The organism is Trinickia mobilis, from assembly GCF_017315705.1.
Taxonomy (GTDB): Bacteria; Pseudomonadota; Gammaproteobacteria; order Burkholderiales; family Burkholderiaceae; genus Trinickia_A; species Trinickia_A mobilis.
The window spans coordinates 57,374-71,409 of record NZ_JAFLRF010000009.1 but is presented as its reverse complement, the minus strand read 5'-3'; the positions used below and the strand labels follow the sequence as shown (position 1 = coordinate 71,409).

The 14,036-nt window shown below is 64.6% G+C and carries 14 protein-coding genes; 6 read left to right on the top strand and 8 right to left on the bottom strand.

All coding sequences use genetic code 11. From position 1 onward, the window contains the following. Positions 1-53: 53 nt before the first annotated feature. Together hemH and J3489_RS14585 are read left to right on the top strand one after the other, a co-directional pair. Entirely contained in the window at positions 54-1,121 is a 1,068-nt protein-coding gene (gene hemH, locus J3489_RS14590; protein WP_206999124.1) for a ferrochelatase, read from the top strand. A gap of 117 nt (positions 1,122-1,238) precedes the next feature. Beyond that, positions 1,239-1,646: an RNA-binding S4 domain-containing protein gene (locus J3489_RS14585; protein ID WP_206999123.1), complete on the top strand. Its 408-nt coding sequence runs from the start codon at positions 1,239-1,241 to the stop codon at positions 1,644-1,646. On the opposite strand, the gene J3489_RS14580 is transcribed toward J3489_RS14585, so the two are convergent. Beyond that, on the bottom strand, positions 1,618-1,779 hold the full coding sequence (locus tag J3489_RS14580) for a hypothetical protein (RefSeq protein ID WP_169708582.1): 162 nt from the start codon (positions 1,777-1,779) through the stop codon (positions 1,618-1,620). The genes J3489_RS14585 and J3489_RS14580 overlap by 29 nt on opposite strands. Before the next feature lie 363 nt (positions 1,780-2,142). Here J3489_RS14580 and grpE point away from each other — a divergent pair, with 363 nt between their 5' ends. The 4 genes from grpE (at position 2,143) to pabB (ending at position 8,274) form a co-directional block, all read left to right on the top strand. Continuing rightward, positions 2,143-2,715, top strand: coding sequence for a nucleotide exchange factor GrpE (gene grpE, locus J3489_RS14575; RefSeq protein ID WP_206999122.1), 573 nt, complete (start codon positions 2,143-2,145; stop codon positions 2,713-2,715). A 267-nt stretch (positions 2,716-2,982) separates the two neighbouring features. Continuing rightward, positions 2,983-4,956 (top strand): molecular chaperone DnaK, encoded by a 1,974-nt coding sequence (dnaK, locus tag J3489_RS14565; protein WP_206999121.1) that lies wholly within the window; start codon positions 2,983-2,985, stop codon positions 4,954-4,956. Between the two features lie 223 nt (positions 4,957-5,179). Then, on the top strand, positions 5,180-6,316 hold the full coding sequence (dnaJ, locus tag J3489_RS14560) for a molecular chaperone DnaJ (RefSeq protein ID WP_206999120.1): 1,137 nt from the start codon (positions 5,180-5,182) through the stop codon (positions 6,314-6,316). A 47-nt stretch (positions 6,317-6,363) separates the two neighbouring features. After that, positions 6,364-8,274, top strand: coding sequence for an aminodeoxychorismate synthase component I (gene pabB, locus J3489_RS14555; RefSeq protein ID WP_206999119.1), 1,911 nt, complete (start codon positions 6,364-6,366; stop codon positions 8,272-8,274). A 42-nt stretch (positions 8,275-8,316) separates the two neighbouring features. On the opposite strand, the gene J3489_RS38335 is transcribed toward pabB, so the two are convergent. From J3489_RS38335 to hda, 7 genes are all read right to left on the bottom strand, one after another. Then, positions 8,317-8,451, bottom strand: a complete 135-nt coding sequence (locus tag J3489_RS38335) for a hypothetical protein (RefSeq protein ID WP_255555072.1) — start codon at positions 8,449-8,451, stop codon at positions 8,317-8,319. Positions 8,452-8,720: 269 nt separating this feature from the next. Next, positions 8,721-9,536 (bottom strand): 3-methyl-2-oxobutanoate hydroxymethyltransferase, encoded by an 816-nt coding sequence (panB, locus tag J3489_RS14550; RefSeq protein WP_206999118.1) that lies wholly within the window; start codon positions 9,534-9,536, stop codon positions 8,721-8,723. Positions 9,537-9,579: 43 nt separating this feature from the next. Next, positions 9,580-10,263: a deoxynucleoside kinase gene (locus J3489_RS14545; RefSeq protein ID WP_206999116.1), complete on the bottom strand. Its 684-nt coding sequence runs from the start codon at positions 10,261-10,263 to the stop codon at positions 9,580-9,582. Beyond that, a complete protein-coding gene (folK, locus tag J3489_RS14540) occupies positions 10,260-10,817 on the bottom strand; it encodes a 2-amino-4-hydroxy-6-hydroxymethyldihydropteridine diphosphokinase (protein ID WP_206999115.1) in 558 nt (185 codons plus the stop codon). Before folK ends, J3489_RS14545 begins: the two co-directional genes overlap by 4 nt. A gap of 61 nt (positions 10,818-10,878) precedes the next feature. After that, on the bottom strand, positions 10,879-12,570 hold the full coding sequence (gene pcnB / locus J3489_RS14535; RefSeq protein ID WP_206999114.1) for a polynucleotide adenylyltransferase PcnB: 1,692 nt from the start codon (positions 12,568-12,570) through the stop codon (positions 10,879-10,881). Then, entirely contained in the window at positions 12,567-13,253 is a 687-nt protein-coding gene (locus tag J3489_RS14530) for a histidinol-phosphatase (RefSeq protein ID WP_206999113.1), read from the bottom strand. The genes pcnB and J3489_RS14530 overlap by 4 nt, the downstream gene beginning before the upstream one ends. Before the next feature lie 25 nt (positions 13,254-13,278). Beyond that, positions 13,279-14,034, bottom strand: a complete 756-nt coding sequence (gene hda, locus J3489_RS14525; protein ID WP_206999112.1) for a DnaA regulatory inactivator Hda — start codon at positions 14,032-14,034, stop codon at positions 13,279-13,281. Positions 14,035-14,036: the final 2 nt, after the last annotated feature.

Here is a 14,036-nt window from a genome sequence, read left to right as displayed (position 1 = left end):
GATGCTTTGCCGCTTGCCCCAAGCGGGTTCGAGCGCGCTTTTGCTGCTTGCCTATGCGTTTTGACCTCGAGCTGCCATCGCAGCCTGCCACGTCGCACCGTGTCGCCGTGCTGCTGATCAATCTCGGCACGCCCGATGCGCCCACGCCGTCCGCGGTGCGCCGATATCTCGCGCAGTTTCTGTCCGACCCGCGCGTCGTTGAGATCCCGGCGCTCGCCTGGCAAGTCATTCTGCGTCTGGCGATTCTGCCGCTTCGCGGGCGCGCGTCCGCGAAGAAATATGCGGCTGTCTGGATGCCGGAGGGCTCGCCGCTGCGGGTTTATACCGAAAAGCAGGTCGAAGCGCTGCGCCAGTTGCTGAACGTGAACGAGTATCACGTGATCGTCGAATACGCGATGCGCTACGGCACCCCCAGTATTCCCGCCATGCTCAACCAGCTTAAGCTCGCGGGCGCCGAACGCGTGCTCTTGATGCCGATGTACCCGCAGTACTCGTCGTCCACGACGGCGACCGCCTTCGACGACGCTTTCGCCGCGTTAAAGCGCATGCGCAACCAGCCGGAAATTCGCACGGTGCGCCACTACGCCGATCATCGGGCGTATGTCCGCGCGCTTGCCGAGCAGGTGCGCCAGTATTGGGCCGCGCACGGCCGCCCGAATTTCTCGGCCGGCGATAAGCTGGTTCTGAGCTTTCACGGCGTGCCGAAGCGCACGCTGGATCTCGGCGACCCATACCACGACCAGTGCCAGCAGACCGCCGCGCTGCTGATGGCCGAGCTTGAACTGACGCCGGTGGCGTGCCGGGTGACGTTCCAGTCGCGTTTCGGCCGCGCCGAATGGCTGCAGCCATACACGGCGCCGACGCTCAACGAATTGGGTGCCGCGGGCGTGCGGCGGGCGGACGTCTTTTGTCCGGGGTTTACCGCCGATTGCCTCGAGACCATCGAAGAGATCGGCCTCGAAGTGCGTGACGAATTCCTTCATGCTGGCGGAAAGGAATTCCACCGGATTCCGTGCCTGAATGCATCGCCGGCGTGGATCGCCGCCCTTGGCGAGATCGTCGCGCAGAACCTGCAGGGGTGGCCGGTCTACGCGGCGTCGCCGTTGAGCGCGGTGATGTAACGGGCTGCGGCGAACAACGGCGGGACGGGCAGGCCGTCCGCGCCGATCGACCTATTCTTGCCGGCACGGATGGCCGCACCGGCTTGTTTCCGACGCGATAGCGTCCAGATGAATCTTATGAACTACAAGATTTCGACCGAACCGGGCGCACGATTGCGCATCGACAAGTGGCTCTGGGCCGCGCGCTTTTTCAAGACGCGCTCGCTCGCGGCGGACGCCGTCGAAAAGGGGCGCGTCCGCATCGGCGGCGCGCCCGTCAAGCCGGCAAAAGACGTGCGGGTGGGCGATCTCGTCGAAATCGACATTGAATGGATCGTGTGGCAGGTTCAGGTGTTGGGAATCTGCGAAGTGCGCGGACCGGCGAGCGTCGCGCAGACGCTTTATGCGGAGACGGCGGACAGCCAGGAAAAGCGCGCGGCCGAACTCGAGCGGCGCAAGACGTTTCGTGAGCCGGCGGCCGCGTTGCACGGCAGGCCGACCAAGCGCGACCGCCGCATCATCGACAAACTTTCAGGTGGGGGTTGAACAACTGTTCGAACGTGGCGTGCACGCTGCCATATTCGGTCGTGTTGTCGTTGACGGCCCCGGACATACAGATGGTGGTGGTCCCCGCGATGAGTACCAGCGCGACCACCGCTATTGCAAAGGTCAGTTTCACGGTACTCCCCCTGGGAAAGCGATTCGGAAACGGGAGATTCAGCGGTTTAGCGGCTTCTGGCGGGCTACGGTTGACCTGCCTTTTTCTTGATCCTGGAACGAAGTTTAGGGCAAACCCGAATAGCGCTCAACGTGGATGTGATAGCGAACCGGTAATCAATGTAACGGCCTATTTCGGGCGCCCGCCGCGGGTGCAGAAACTTGCTGGGAAGCCCTTGAAATCGTCCTCTGAGCCCTCATTTGCACCCGCGACACGCAATGATCATGTTGCGTCTTTACAACGCTCAATGGCGGCGAAACGGTGCCTGGCAGATCCCGCACCGTCGCGCCTCGGATTCACTTTTTTAGACGACTTTTCAGCGACATGGAAAACACGCAAGACAATCCATCGACCCAGAACTCCACGACGGCCGACGAGGCCGCTCGCGAGGCAGCCGAGAACGTGACGCCTGAAACCGCCGCCGAGCAGGCCGCGCCGCAGGTCAGTCCGGAGGCCGCGCTGGCGGAGGCTCAGGCCAAGATTGCCGAATTGCAGGAAAGCTTCCTGCGCGCCAAGGCGGAAACCGAAAACGTGCGCCGCCGTGCGCACGAGGAAGTGCAGAAGGCTCACAAGTTCGCGATCGAGAGCTTTGCGGAGCGCCTGCTCCCGGTGATGGACAGTCTCGAGGCCGCGCTCGCCGATTCGACGGGCGATCTGGCGAAGATCCGCGAAGGCGTCGAGCTCACGCTGCGCCAGCTGACGAGCGCCATGGAAAAGGGCCGCATCGCCGTCGTGAATCCGGTCGGCGAGAAGTTCGACCCGCATCGTCACCAGGCCATCTCGATGGTGCCGGCAGAGCAGGAGCCGAACACCGTCGTCGCCGTGCTGCAAAAGGGTTACGTGATTGCCGACCGCGTCCTGCGTCCGGCGCTCGTGACCGTCGCGCAGCCCAAGTAAGCGGCGCTCGCGCATCTCGTCCCCATTGTGCGGACTGCCTCAACTGCGAAATCGCGAAGAAAGCGATGCTCTCGCAGCCGGCCGCGATCCGCGCCCTTGGCGTCGGCGATTGAAAAAAATTAAAGACCGCATCGTGTTGAGGGTCTTGAAAACGAAGCGGGTGCACTCACTTTGAGTGCAGGTTTGAATTTAGCGTGGCGGTCCCTGCCGAGACCTTACCGGACAAGGCCCGCCCCAAAGCGATCAAAAGTTAGGAGATTAGGAAAAATGGGCAGAATCATCGGCATCGACCTCGGCACCACGAATTCGTGCGTGGCGCTGATGGAAGGCAATCAGGTCAAGGTGATCGAAAACTCGGAAGGCGCCCGCACGACGCCGTCGATCATCGCCTACATGGACGACAACGAAATCCTCGTGGGCGCGCCTGCGAAGCGCCAGTCGGTGACCAACCCGAGAAACACGCTGTTCGCGGTCAAGCGCCTGATCGGCCGCCGTTTCGAAGAGAAGGAAGTCCAGAAGGACATCGGCCTGATGCCTTACAAGATCATCAAGGCAGATAACGGCGACGCCTGGATCGAAGCGCACGACCAGAAGCTCGCGCCGCCGCAAATCTCGGCGGAAGTGCTTCGCAAGATGAAGAAGACCGCTGAAGATTACCTCGGCGAGCCGGTCACCGAAGCCGTGATCACGGTGCCCGCGTACTTCAACGACAGCCAGCGCCAGGCCACCAAAGACGCGGGCCGCATTGCCGGTCTCGAAGTGAAGCGGATCATCAACGAGCCGACGGCGGCAGCGCTCGCGTTCGGTCTCGACAAGGCCGAAAAGGGCGACCGCAAGATCGCGGTGTACGACTTGGGCGGCGGCACGTTCGATATCTCGATCATCGAAATCGCGGATGTGGACGGCGAAATGCAATTCGAAGTGCTGTCGACGAACGGCGACACGTTCCTCGGCGGTGAAGATTTCGACCAGCGCATCATCGATTACATCATCGGCGAGTTCAAGAAAGAGCAGGGCGTCGACCTCTCGAAGGACGTGCTCGCGCTGCAACGCCTGAAGGAAGCGGCGGAAAAGGCGAAGATCGAACTGTCGTCGAGCCAGCAGACCGAAATCAACCTGCCGTACATCACGGCGGACGCCTCGGGTCCGAAGCACTTGAACCTCAAGATCACGCGCGCCAAGCTCGAAGCGCTTGTCGAAGAGCTGATCGCCCGTACGGTCGAGCCGTGCCGCATCGCGATCAAGGATGCGGGCGTTAAAGTCGGCGACATCGATGACGTCATCCTGGTTGGCGGCATGACGCGCATGCCGAAGGTGCAGGAAACGGTGAAGGAGTTCTTCGGCAAGGAACCGCGCCGCGACGTGAACCCGGACGAAGCCGTGGCAGTGGGCGCCGCGATTCAAGGCCAGGTTCTGTCGGGCGACCGCAAGGACGTGTTGCTGCTCGACGTGACCCCGCTGTCGCTCGGCATCGAAACGCTCGGCGGCGTGATGACGAAGATGATCAACAAGAACACGACGATTCCGACGAAGCACTCGCAGGTGTATTCGACGGCGGACGACAACCAATCGGCCGTGACGATCAAGGTGTTCCAGGGCGAACGCGAGATGGCAGCGGGCAACAAGCTGCTTGGCGAGTTCAACCTCGAAGGTATTCCGCCCGCACCGCGCGGGGTGCCGCAGATCGAAGTGACCTTCGACATCGACGCGAACGGCATTCTGCACGTCGGCGCGAAGGACAAGGCGACCGGCAAGGAAAACCGCATCACCATCAAGGCGAACTCGGGCTTGTCCGAGGCCGAGATCGAAAAGATGGTGAAGGATGCCGAGGCGAACGCGGAAGAAGATCACAAGCTGCGTGAGCTGGCCGACGCGCGCAACCAGGGCGATGCGCTGGTCCACAGCACGAAGAAGGCGCTGACCGAGTACGGCGACAAGATCGACGCGTCGGACAAGGAAAAAATCGAAGCCGCGCTGAAGGAGCTGGAAGAAACGCTCAAGAGCAATTCGAGCGACAAGGCGGCGATCGAAGCCAAGATCGAAGCGGTTGCGACGGCGTCGCAGAAGCTCGGCGAGAAGATGTACGCCGACATGCAGGCTGCTCAAGGCGCGGCAGCAGGCGCGGCGGGTGCAGCAGCGAGTGCCTCGGCCGGCACGGCCAACGGCGGCGGTGCTTCGGCTTCGGGCCAGCCGGACGACGACGTGGTCGACGCCGAGTTCAAGGAAGTAAAGAAGGACTGAGGCATCAGTCACTGCAGAACGGCGGCCGGCGCTCGAGCGAGTTTCCGGCCGCAATGAACGCGCCTGGCGAACCTTTTTGGTTCTCCGGGCACATTTGTTTTATGGAGGGCGGCGCTTTTTTGCCGGGCAAACCGGTGACGAAGCGGCTGCCAGACGAGTCGCGAGACTCCACAGCATGCGAAAGGAGCGGCCGCGCGAGGTGTGCGGCCGGCGTTGAACCGACATGGCGAAACGGGATTATTACGAGGTTCTGGGTGTCGCGAAGAACGCGAGCGACGACGAGATCAAGAAGGCTTATCGCAAGCTCGCGATGAAGTACCACCCCGACCGCAATCCGGACAGCAAGGATTCGGAAGAGCATTTCAAAGAGGCGAAGGAAGCCTATGAAATGCTGTCGGACTCGCAAAAGCGCACGGCGTACGACCAATACGGTCATGCGGGCGTCGATCCGAACATGGGGGCGGCGGGCGCACAGGGCTTCGGCGGTTTTGCCGATGCGTTCGGCGATATCTTCGGCGATATCTTCGGCCAGGCAGCGGGCGGCGCCGCGCGCGGCGGACGCGGCGGCCCGCAGGTGTACCGCGGCGCGGACTTGCGCTACAGCATGGAGATCACGCTCGAGCAGGCCGCGCATGGCTACGACACGCAGATCCGCGTGCCGAGCTGGGTGTCGTGCGATGTCTGCCACGGCTCCGGCGCCAAGCCGGGTACGAAGCCCGAGACTTGTCCGACCTGTCACGGCTCCGGCGCAGTCCGGATGTCGCAAGGCTTCTTCAGCATCCAGCAGACCTGTCCGAAGTGCCACGGCAGCGGCTCCTACATCCCTGAACCGTGCGCGCATTGCCACGGTGCGGGCAAGGTGAAGGAAACGAAGACGCTCGAAGTGAAGATCCCGGCGGGCATCGACGACGGCATGCGCATCCGCTCGGCTGGCAACGGCGAGCCAGGCATCAACGGCGGGCCGTCGGGCGACTTGTACGTAGAAATTCACATCAAGCCGCACTCGGTGTTCGAGCGCGACGGCGACGACCTCCATTGCCAGATGCCGATTCCGTTCACCACGGCGGCGCTCGGCGGCGAGATCGAGGTGCCGACGCTGGCGGGCCGCGCAAGCTTCTCGGTGCCGGAGGGCACGCAGTCGGGCAAGACGTTCCGTCTGCGCGCGAAGGGCATCAAGGGGCTGCGTTCGAGCATCGCGGGCGATCTCTACGTGCACGTGCAGGTGGAGACTCCGGTGAAGCTGACCGAACAGCAGCGAGATCTGCTCAAGCAATTCGAGAAGTCGCTCGTCGAAGGCGGTCCGCGTCACAGCCCGCAAAGCAAGAGCTGGTTCGACCGCGTGAAGAGCTTCTTCGATTGATCGATAGGGTGGGGCAGGACGCTCGGCGCATGAGGCTGGTGGTGTAGATGACGGCTGATGACGTGAGTGCGGGCACCGCAATGTTCGCGCTGCTCGACGATTGCGACTCGACCGCCGCTGTGCGGTCGAGTCGTTTGTACACGGGCTTCGTGCGCGAGCATGCGTGCAGCGACGGTGCGCGGCTCGACGAAGCCTGCGCCGCTGCTGCCGGCGATGCGCGCCGCGGTCTCCACGCTGTCGTGCTCGCCGACTATGAATTTGGGCGAAATCTGTCCCTGTCGAACGACAAAGGCTTCCTCGGGTCGCAAAGAACGCAGCTAGGCTCCGCCTCGCTGCGTTTTTTAATGTTCTCGCGCTGTGAAAAGCTGTCGCGCGACGAGACCGACGCCTGGCTCGCCGGTCTCGACGGCGGTACGCAGGAGCCGTCCGTGGCGGGCGTGCTGAATGTCACCGAGAGCGTGACCGAGGATGAGTTCAACGCAGCGATTGCCGCTGTCCACGACGCGCTGCGCGACGGCGAGTCGTACCAGATCAACTACACCTATCGGCTCGGCTTCGATGTGTTCGGCTCGCCGCTTGCGCTGTATCGGCGGCTGCGCCTGCGTCAGCCGGTGCGATACGGCGCGCTCGTCGCGCTGCCGGGCGGTGCGTGGGTGGTGTCGTGCTCGCCGGAGCTATTCGTCGAGAAGGCGGGCGCGCGCTTGCGCGCGCGGCCCATGAAGGGGACGACGGCACGCGCCGCGGACCCCGCGGACGATGCGCGCGCTGCCGCGTTCCTGGCAAACGACCCGAAGAACCGCGCCGAGAACGTGATGATCGTCGACTTGCTGCGCAACGACCTCTCGCGTATCGCAACGACCGGGTCGGTCGTCGTGCCGGCACTGTTTTCGATCGAGCCCTATCCGTCGGTTTGGCAGATGACGTCGACCGTCGAGGCCACGATGCGCGCCGGCGTCACGTTTGCCGACGTGCTGCGTGCGCTCTTTCCGTGCGGCTCGATTACCGGCGCGCCGAAGTATCGGACCATGCAATTGATCGACGAGATCGAGACGTCGCCTCGCGGTCTTTACACGGGCGCGATCGGATGGCTGGACGCGCCGCCGCAGACAGAGGTCTTGAACGAAGCGCCGGTTTGCGGCGACTTTTGTCTGTCGGTGGCGATTCGGACGCTGGAGCTCAGCCCCCCTTCGGCGTCGGGGCAGCGTCGCGGGAGGATGGGCGTCGGCGGCGGCATCGTGCTCGACAGCGTCGCGGCCGATGAATATGCGGAGTGTCGCTTGAAAGCACGATTCCTGACGGGAGCCGATCCCGGTCTTCAGTTGTTCGAAACGATGCATGCAGCGCGCGAGGCGGGCGTGCGTTACCTGGATTTGCATCTGGCGCGGCTTGGCGCGAGCGCCCGGCAACTCGGCTTTGCGTTTGACGAAGCCGGAGTGCGCGCTCGGCTTGCCGAACGTTGCGCGGAGTGGCCCGCCGGAGTCGAACACAGGTGTCGCGTCGCGCTGTCGAAGACGGGGCACGTCGAGATCGTCGCGGCGCCGCTTACTCCGCTTGCGAGCGACGTAGTCGGCGTGATGCTCGCGCCCGATCACGGCTTCGCGCCGACGCAAGCCGCCGATCCGCTGCTCACGCACAAGACCACGCGCCGCGCCGAATACGACCGCGGCTGGCGTGAAGCGGAGGCGCACGGCGGCTTCGACATGCTGTTTTTCAACGAGCATGGCGAGCTGACCGAAGGCGGCCGGTCGAATGTCTTCGTGAAGCTGGACGGGCGCTGGTGGACGCCGCCGCTATCGTCGGGTGTGCTGCCTGGTGTGATGCGCCGAGTTCTGCTCGACGATGCGAGCTTTCAAGCGGCCGAGCGCGTGCTCGTTCTGGCGGACCTGCTGAATGCCGAGGCGTTGATGGTCTGCAATGCGTTGCGTGGCGCGTTGCCCGCGCGGGTCACACGGGGTTAGCTGCGGGAAACGAGCCGTGGCGCGGCTGCGCCCGGCCTGCCGTCATGCCAGGCGCTTGGCGTGAAGGCGCAGCATCCAGCCGGCAAAACGGACGCACAGCGCGCGAAAACGGTTTGGGTTCGGTGCGGTGGCGTCTTTGCGAAGTTGCGCCACGTCGATCAGGCAAAAGGGGCTCATGGTGGTCTGTCCAAAGTTAGGCGGCGTTGCCGCAGGTGGACGGACCAAGATAGTCGACCGAGCTGCGATAAGCGATCAGAAAAATCTGAAAAAACTAAGAATTAGTCTGAAGTGGTGTTGATCAGCGGGTATCTGTCGATAAGTATTCCGTCTGAAAACGTTGCTTGAAGGCTGCTCTTCCGTCGCTCCGGACGCTTGCGCTTTCGTGCCGGCACTGGGCCCGGGCTGTCGGTGCGGGCGGGACCCTCCAGTCCCGCCCGCATCCAGACTCAGAACGTATGCTCCGGCCCGGGGAACGAGCCGTCCTTCACTTCGCGCACATAGGCCTCGACCGCGGCAAAGATGCTCGGCTGTCCTTGCATGAAATCCTTGACGAAACGCGGCCGCTTGCCCGGGAAGATGCCGAGCATGTCGTGCAGAACCAGCACTTGTCCCGAGCAATCGACACCCGCACCGATGCCGATCGTCGGAATGTGCAATTGCTTCGTCACCTCGGCGGCGACGAGCGCCGGGACCGCTTCGAGGACGAGCAACTGCGCGCCGGCGTGCTGCATGGCGAGCGAATCGCGGATGAGCTGGTTCGCGCCGGCTTCCGTCTTGCCCTGCACCTTGAAGCCGCCGAACGCATGCACCGATTGCGGCGTGAGGCCGGCGTGCGCACACACCGGCACCGAGCGCTCCACCAGAAAGCGCACCGTATCGGCGAGCCATTCGCCGCCTTCGAGCTTGACCATCTGCGCGCCGGCGCGCATCAGCTTCGCCGCGCTCGCGAACGCCTCGGCGGGCGTGCCGTAGGTACCGAACGGCATGTCCGCGACGATAAGCGCGCCCGGCTGCGCCCGCGCGACGCACGCGGTGTGATACGCAATGTCGTCGAGCGTGACGGGCAGGGTCGTCGTCTGGCCTTGCAGCACGTTGCCGAGCGAATCCCCGATCAGCAGCACGTCGACGCCCGCGCGGTCGAGCAGCGACGCGAAGCTCGCGTCATAGCAGGTGAGCATTGCGATCTTTTCGCCGGCGTCACGCATGGTTTGCAGTTTCGGCACCGTAACGGCCTGCCGGCTCGCTTCCTGCAAATAAGTCATGGGAAGTTCCGTTGGTGAAAAAAGAGGAGGGCGGCGCCGCTGATCACAGCGACGTGCCTTTGACGAAGAATTCCTTGCGCCCGCGCATCGTCTCGATGCGTTCGACCAAGAGCGCAAGATCGTCCGCCGATTCGAGCGGATTCAGATGTTCGGCGCTGACGGTCAGCACGGGGGCGCCGTCGTAGTGATAGAAGAACTCGTTGTACGCGTCGCAGAGCGCGCGCAGGTAGGCGTCCGAGATCTGCAGTTCCGGCGGCCGCGCGCGCTTCTGGATGCGCGCGAACAGCACTTCGGGGCTGGCCTGCAGGTACACGACGAGATCCGGCTGCGGCGCCGCGACGGTATCGATATGCGCGGCGAGCGCGCGATAGAGCTGAAACTCGTCGTCGGGCAGCGTGAGGCGCGCGAAAATGTCGTTCTTCTGCGCGATGAAGTCCGCGATGAGTGAGGCGCCGGCCGCGCGTGCCGCGATCACTTCGCGCGCCTCCTGCGCACGTTGCAGCGCGAACTGCAATTGCGTCGCGAGCGCGTAGCGGGCGGAGTCGCGATAGAAGCGTTCGAGGAACGGATTGTCGTCCGGGCGTTCGAACAGCGGCCGCATCGACCAGCGTTCGCTGAAGATGCGCGCGAGCGACGTCTTGCCGACGCCGATCGGCCCTTCGATTGCGATGTACGGATACGGCGGACGCAAATGCGGCGCGGTGACGGTGAGCGGGTTGGTCGTCATTTGCAGCCATCGCCCCTGGCAGGTCTGGCGGAGGTGTCGTTGCCGCCGCGGAGCGCTTCGAGCAGGCACTGGCAGGGCGACTTCACCCTCTCGATGCGCTGGACCTCGACGGCCGGAAGAAACGCATCCGCCCGGCCGAGCCGCGGAATTTCGAGCGCCGGCTCGATTTCGACGAGCGGCACCAGTGCGAATGCGCGTTCGGTGAGGCGCGGGTGCGGCACGATCAGCTCGGGCTCGTCGATGCACTCGCTGCCGAAAAGCAGGATGTCGATGTCGAGCGTGCGGGGCGCGTTGCGAAAGGGGCGCTCCCGGCCGAAGTGCTGCTCGATCTTGTGACACAGCGCGAGCAGATGGTGCGCGCCAAGCGTCGTTTCGAGCTTCACGGCGAGGTTGAAATAGTCATCGCCGCCCGCGTCGATCGGGGCAGAGCGATAGAGGCTCGACTTTCCGAGCACCGTGATGGCGTGCTGTTGCGCCAGGCACACCACCGCGTCTTTCAGGGTCTGGCGCGCGTCCCCGAGATTCGCGCCGAGGCCGAGATAAGCAACCGTCATGGCATAACTTCCTGCGAAATTCGTCCGACAGCGTCGTCTGGCAGCGCGTGCGGCGGCCGTCTCAGTCTTCGTGTGCGCCGCCGCGGCCCACGTCGTTCGACTGCCTGCCATCGGCCGACCTGCCTGCCTTCGCCCCGGGGGAAGTCCCCGTGGGGGATTCGCCCCCCTCCATCCGTTCGCCCGTCTTGCGGCTTCCGGCGCCACTGCTGCGCCGCCGTCGTTTTTTGGGTGCCCGGTCCCTGCCGCCTTGCGATAGCAATGCTTCACGCGTGGCAGCGTCTGCGTCGATGAATTCTGTCCACCATTGCCCGATCGACGAGTCCAGCTCGCCGGATTCGCAACGCAACAGGAGGAAATCATACCCCGCTCTAAATCTTTGGTGTTCCAGCAGCTTCAGCGCGCTGCGGCCCGAGCGTTTCTCGAGGCGCAACTGCAAGCCCCAGATCTCGCGCATGTCGGCCGAGAAGCGCTTGTGGATCGCGAGCTTTTCGGTCTGCATGTCGAGCACGTCGTCCATCGCGCGATGCAGCGCGGGCACCGCGTATTCGCCGTTGGCCTCGTATTGCTGCCAGCGCTGCTGCATGTCGTGCCACAGGAGTGTCGCGAAGAGGAAGCCCGGCGATACGGGTTTGCCAGCACGCACGCGTTCGTCGGTGTTGTTCAGTGCGAGCGTGATGAATTTCTCGCCGTGCGGCTGTTCGAGCACGACGTCGAGCAGCGGCAGGAGCCCGTGGTGCAGCCCTTCCTTGCGCAGCTGCTTCAGGCACGCGAGCGCGTGCCCCGAGAGCAGCAGCTTCAGCATCTCGTCGAAGAGGCGCGCGGCGGGCACGTTGTTGATGAGATCGGCGAGCTTCTTGACCGGCGCGCGCGTCGCGTCTTCGATCTCGAAGCCGAGCTTCGCGGCGAAGCGCACGACGCGCAGCATCCGCACCGGGTCTTCGCGATAACGCGTGGCCGGGTCGCCGATCATGCGCAGCACGCGGGCACGCACATCGGCGAGGCCGTTGTGGTAGTCGAGCACGGTCTGCGTCGCCGGGTCGTAGTACATCGCGTTGATCGTGAAGTCGCGGCGCGTGGCGTCTTCGTGCTGCTCGCCCCAGACGTTGTCGCGCAGCACGCGGCCGCTCGCGTCGACGGCGTGCGTGCGGCGGTCCAGCTCGTCGCGTTTCAGGCGCTTGGGAGGAGGCGTACCCCCCGGGCCTTCCTTCCGGGCGTCTGCGGGCGGCGGACCCCCCAGGGGGGCTTCCTCCGGGGCGTCGACGAGCGCGCGAAACGTCGACACTTCGATGATCTCCTGCCCGAACTGCACGTGCACGATCGTAAAGCGCCGGCCGATCAGGCGCGCGCGGCGAAAGAGGCGCTGCACTTCGTCGGGCGTGGCGTCCGTGGCGACGTCGAAGTCCTTCGGCGCGACGCCCAGCAGGAGGTCGCGCACCGCGCCGCCGACGATGAACGCCCGGTGTCCCGCCTGCTGCAGCGTATCGGTGACGCGCACCGCGTTGCGCGAGATCAGCTCGGGATCGATGCCGTGAATGTCGGCCGACAGGATGACGGGCGCGCCGGGATCGCGTGCGCCGGCGCGGGCGGTCTTGGCGGCGCTCTTCGTCGTCTTGCGGCGTTGTTTCGCGACCTCTTCGGTGCGCGTTTCGGACGCGTCATCGCGGCTGGCTGCGGCGTCGAACGGTCCGCCGTCCGTCTCGCTCTTTGCCGCCGGTTCTTGTCCGAACAGCTTGCGGATGAGTTTCTTGATCACGACGGTTCAAAGAGATCGAGGATGCGCCAGCCCTTCGCTTGAGCATGGGCGCGCAGTGTGGCGTCGGGATTGGTCGCGATCGGGTCGGTGACTTTTTCGAGCAGGGGGATGTCGTTGCGCGAATCGCTGTAGAAATAGCTGCGCTCGAAATCGCGCCACGTCTTGCCGAGCGAGGCGAGCCATGCCTCGGTGCGCACGATCTTGCCTTCGCGGTAGCTCGGCGTGCCCGTGCCGCGGCCTGTGAACGCCGAGTGCGGCTGGCCGTCGACCGTTTCCACTTCGCAGGCGATCAGCGCGTTCACGCCGAACGCGGCGGCGATCGGCCGAGTGATGAATTCGTTGGTCGCAGTGACGATGCAGCAGAGGTCGCCGTCGTCCTGGTGCCCGCGCACGAGTTCGACTGCCGCCGGGATCAGCGCGGGCTTGATGACTTCGTGCATGAACTGCTCGTGCCATTGCGCAAGCTGCGCGCGCGAGTATTTCGCGAGCGGCGTGAGCATCGCCGTGAGGTACGCCTGGATGTCGAGTTTGCCGGCCTTGTAGTCGGCGAAGAATTTGTCGTTCTCACGCGCGAAGCTCTCGGCATCGACGATGCCGAGCTTCACCATGAAGCGGCCCCATTCGTGGTCGCTGTCAGTGGGGATGAGCGTGTGATCTAGGTCGAAAAGGGCGAGATTCGTCATGAGGGCGCATTTTACTTAAAGCGGATCATTTGAACCGGGCGGCAGCCTCGCCGGGTTCGGGTGCGGCGGCGTTGGCGCTGCCTGCCGCTTCTGGAGACGCCAGCATCGCGCGCAGCAGCGGCAGCGTGACCGCGCGCTTTTGTTCGAGCGAGAAACGGTCGAGCGCGTCGAGCAGCGACATCAGGCTCGGCATGTCGCGCCGGAAGTGGGTGAGGAGGTAGGCGGGGACGTCGTCGGCGAGCGCGATGCCGCGTTCCTTCGCCGCGTGCTTCAGCACGGCGGCCTTGCCTTCGTCGGGCAGCGGCGCCAGGTGGAACACGAGGCCCCAGCCGAGGCGCGTGCGCAAGTCCTCGCGCACGGAGAGTGCGATCGGCGCGGCGTTGCCGGTGGCGACGAGCGCGCTCGTCGGATGCGCGCGCACCTCGTTGAAGAGATTGAAGAGCGCGATTTGCTGCGCGCCCGAGAGCCGGTCGCAGTCGTCGACCGCATAGAGCGAGACGCGCGGGTCGAACGAAAAGGCGGCGAGTGCGCTTTGCGGGCTCAGAAAGCGCGCCTGGCCCGGGGCAGCCTCGTGCACGAGCGCCTGCAGCAGGTGGCTGCGTCCACAGCCGGCGTCGCCCCAGATGTAGAACGTGCGGTCTGCGAGCGGCCCGGCGGCGAGCGCGCCGTCGAGTTCACGCAGGCGCGTCACCAGTTCGGCGTTCGCACCGGCGAAGAAGTTGTCGAAAGTCGACGGCGGCGGGGTGCCGAGATCGAGCGTCAGTTGACGTTGGGCGGTCACAA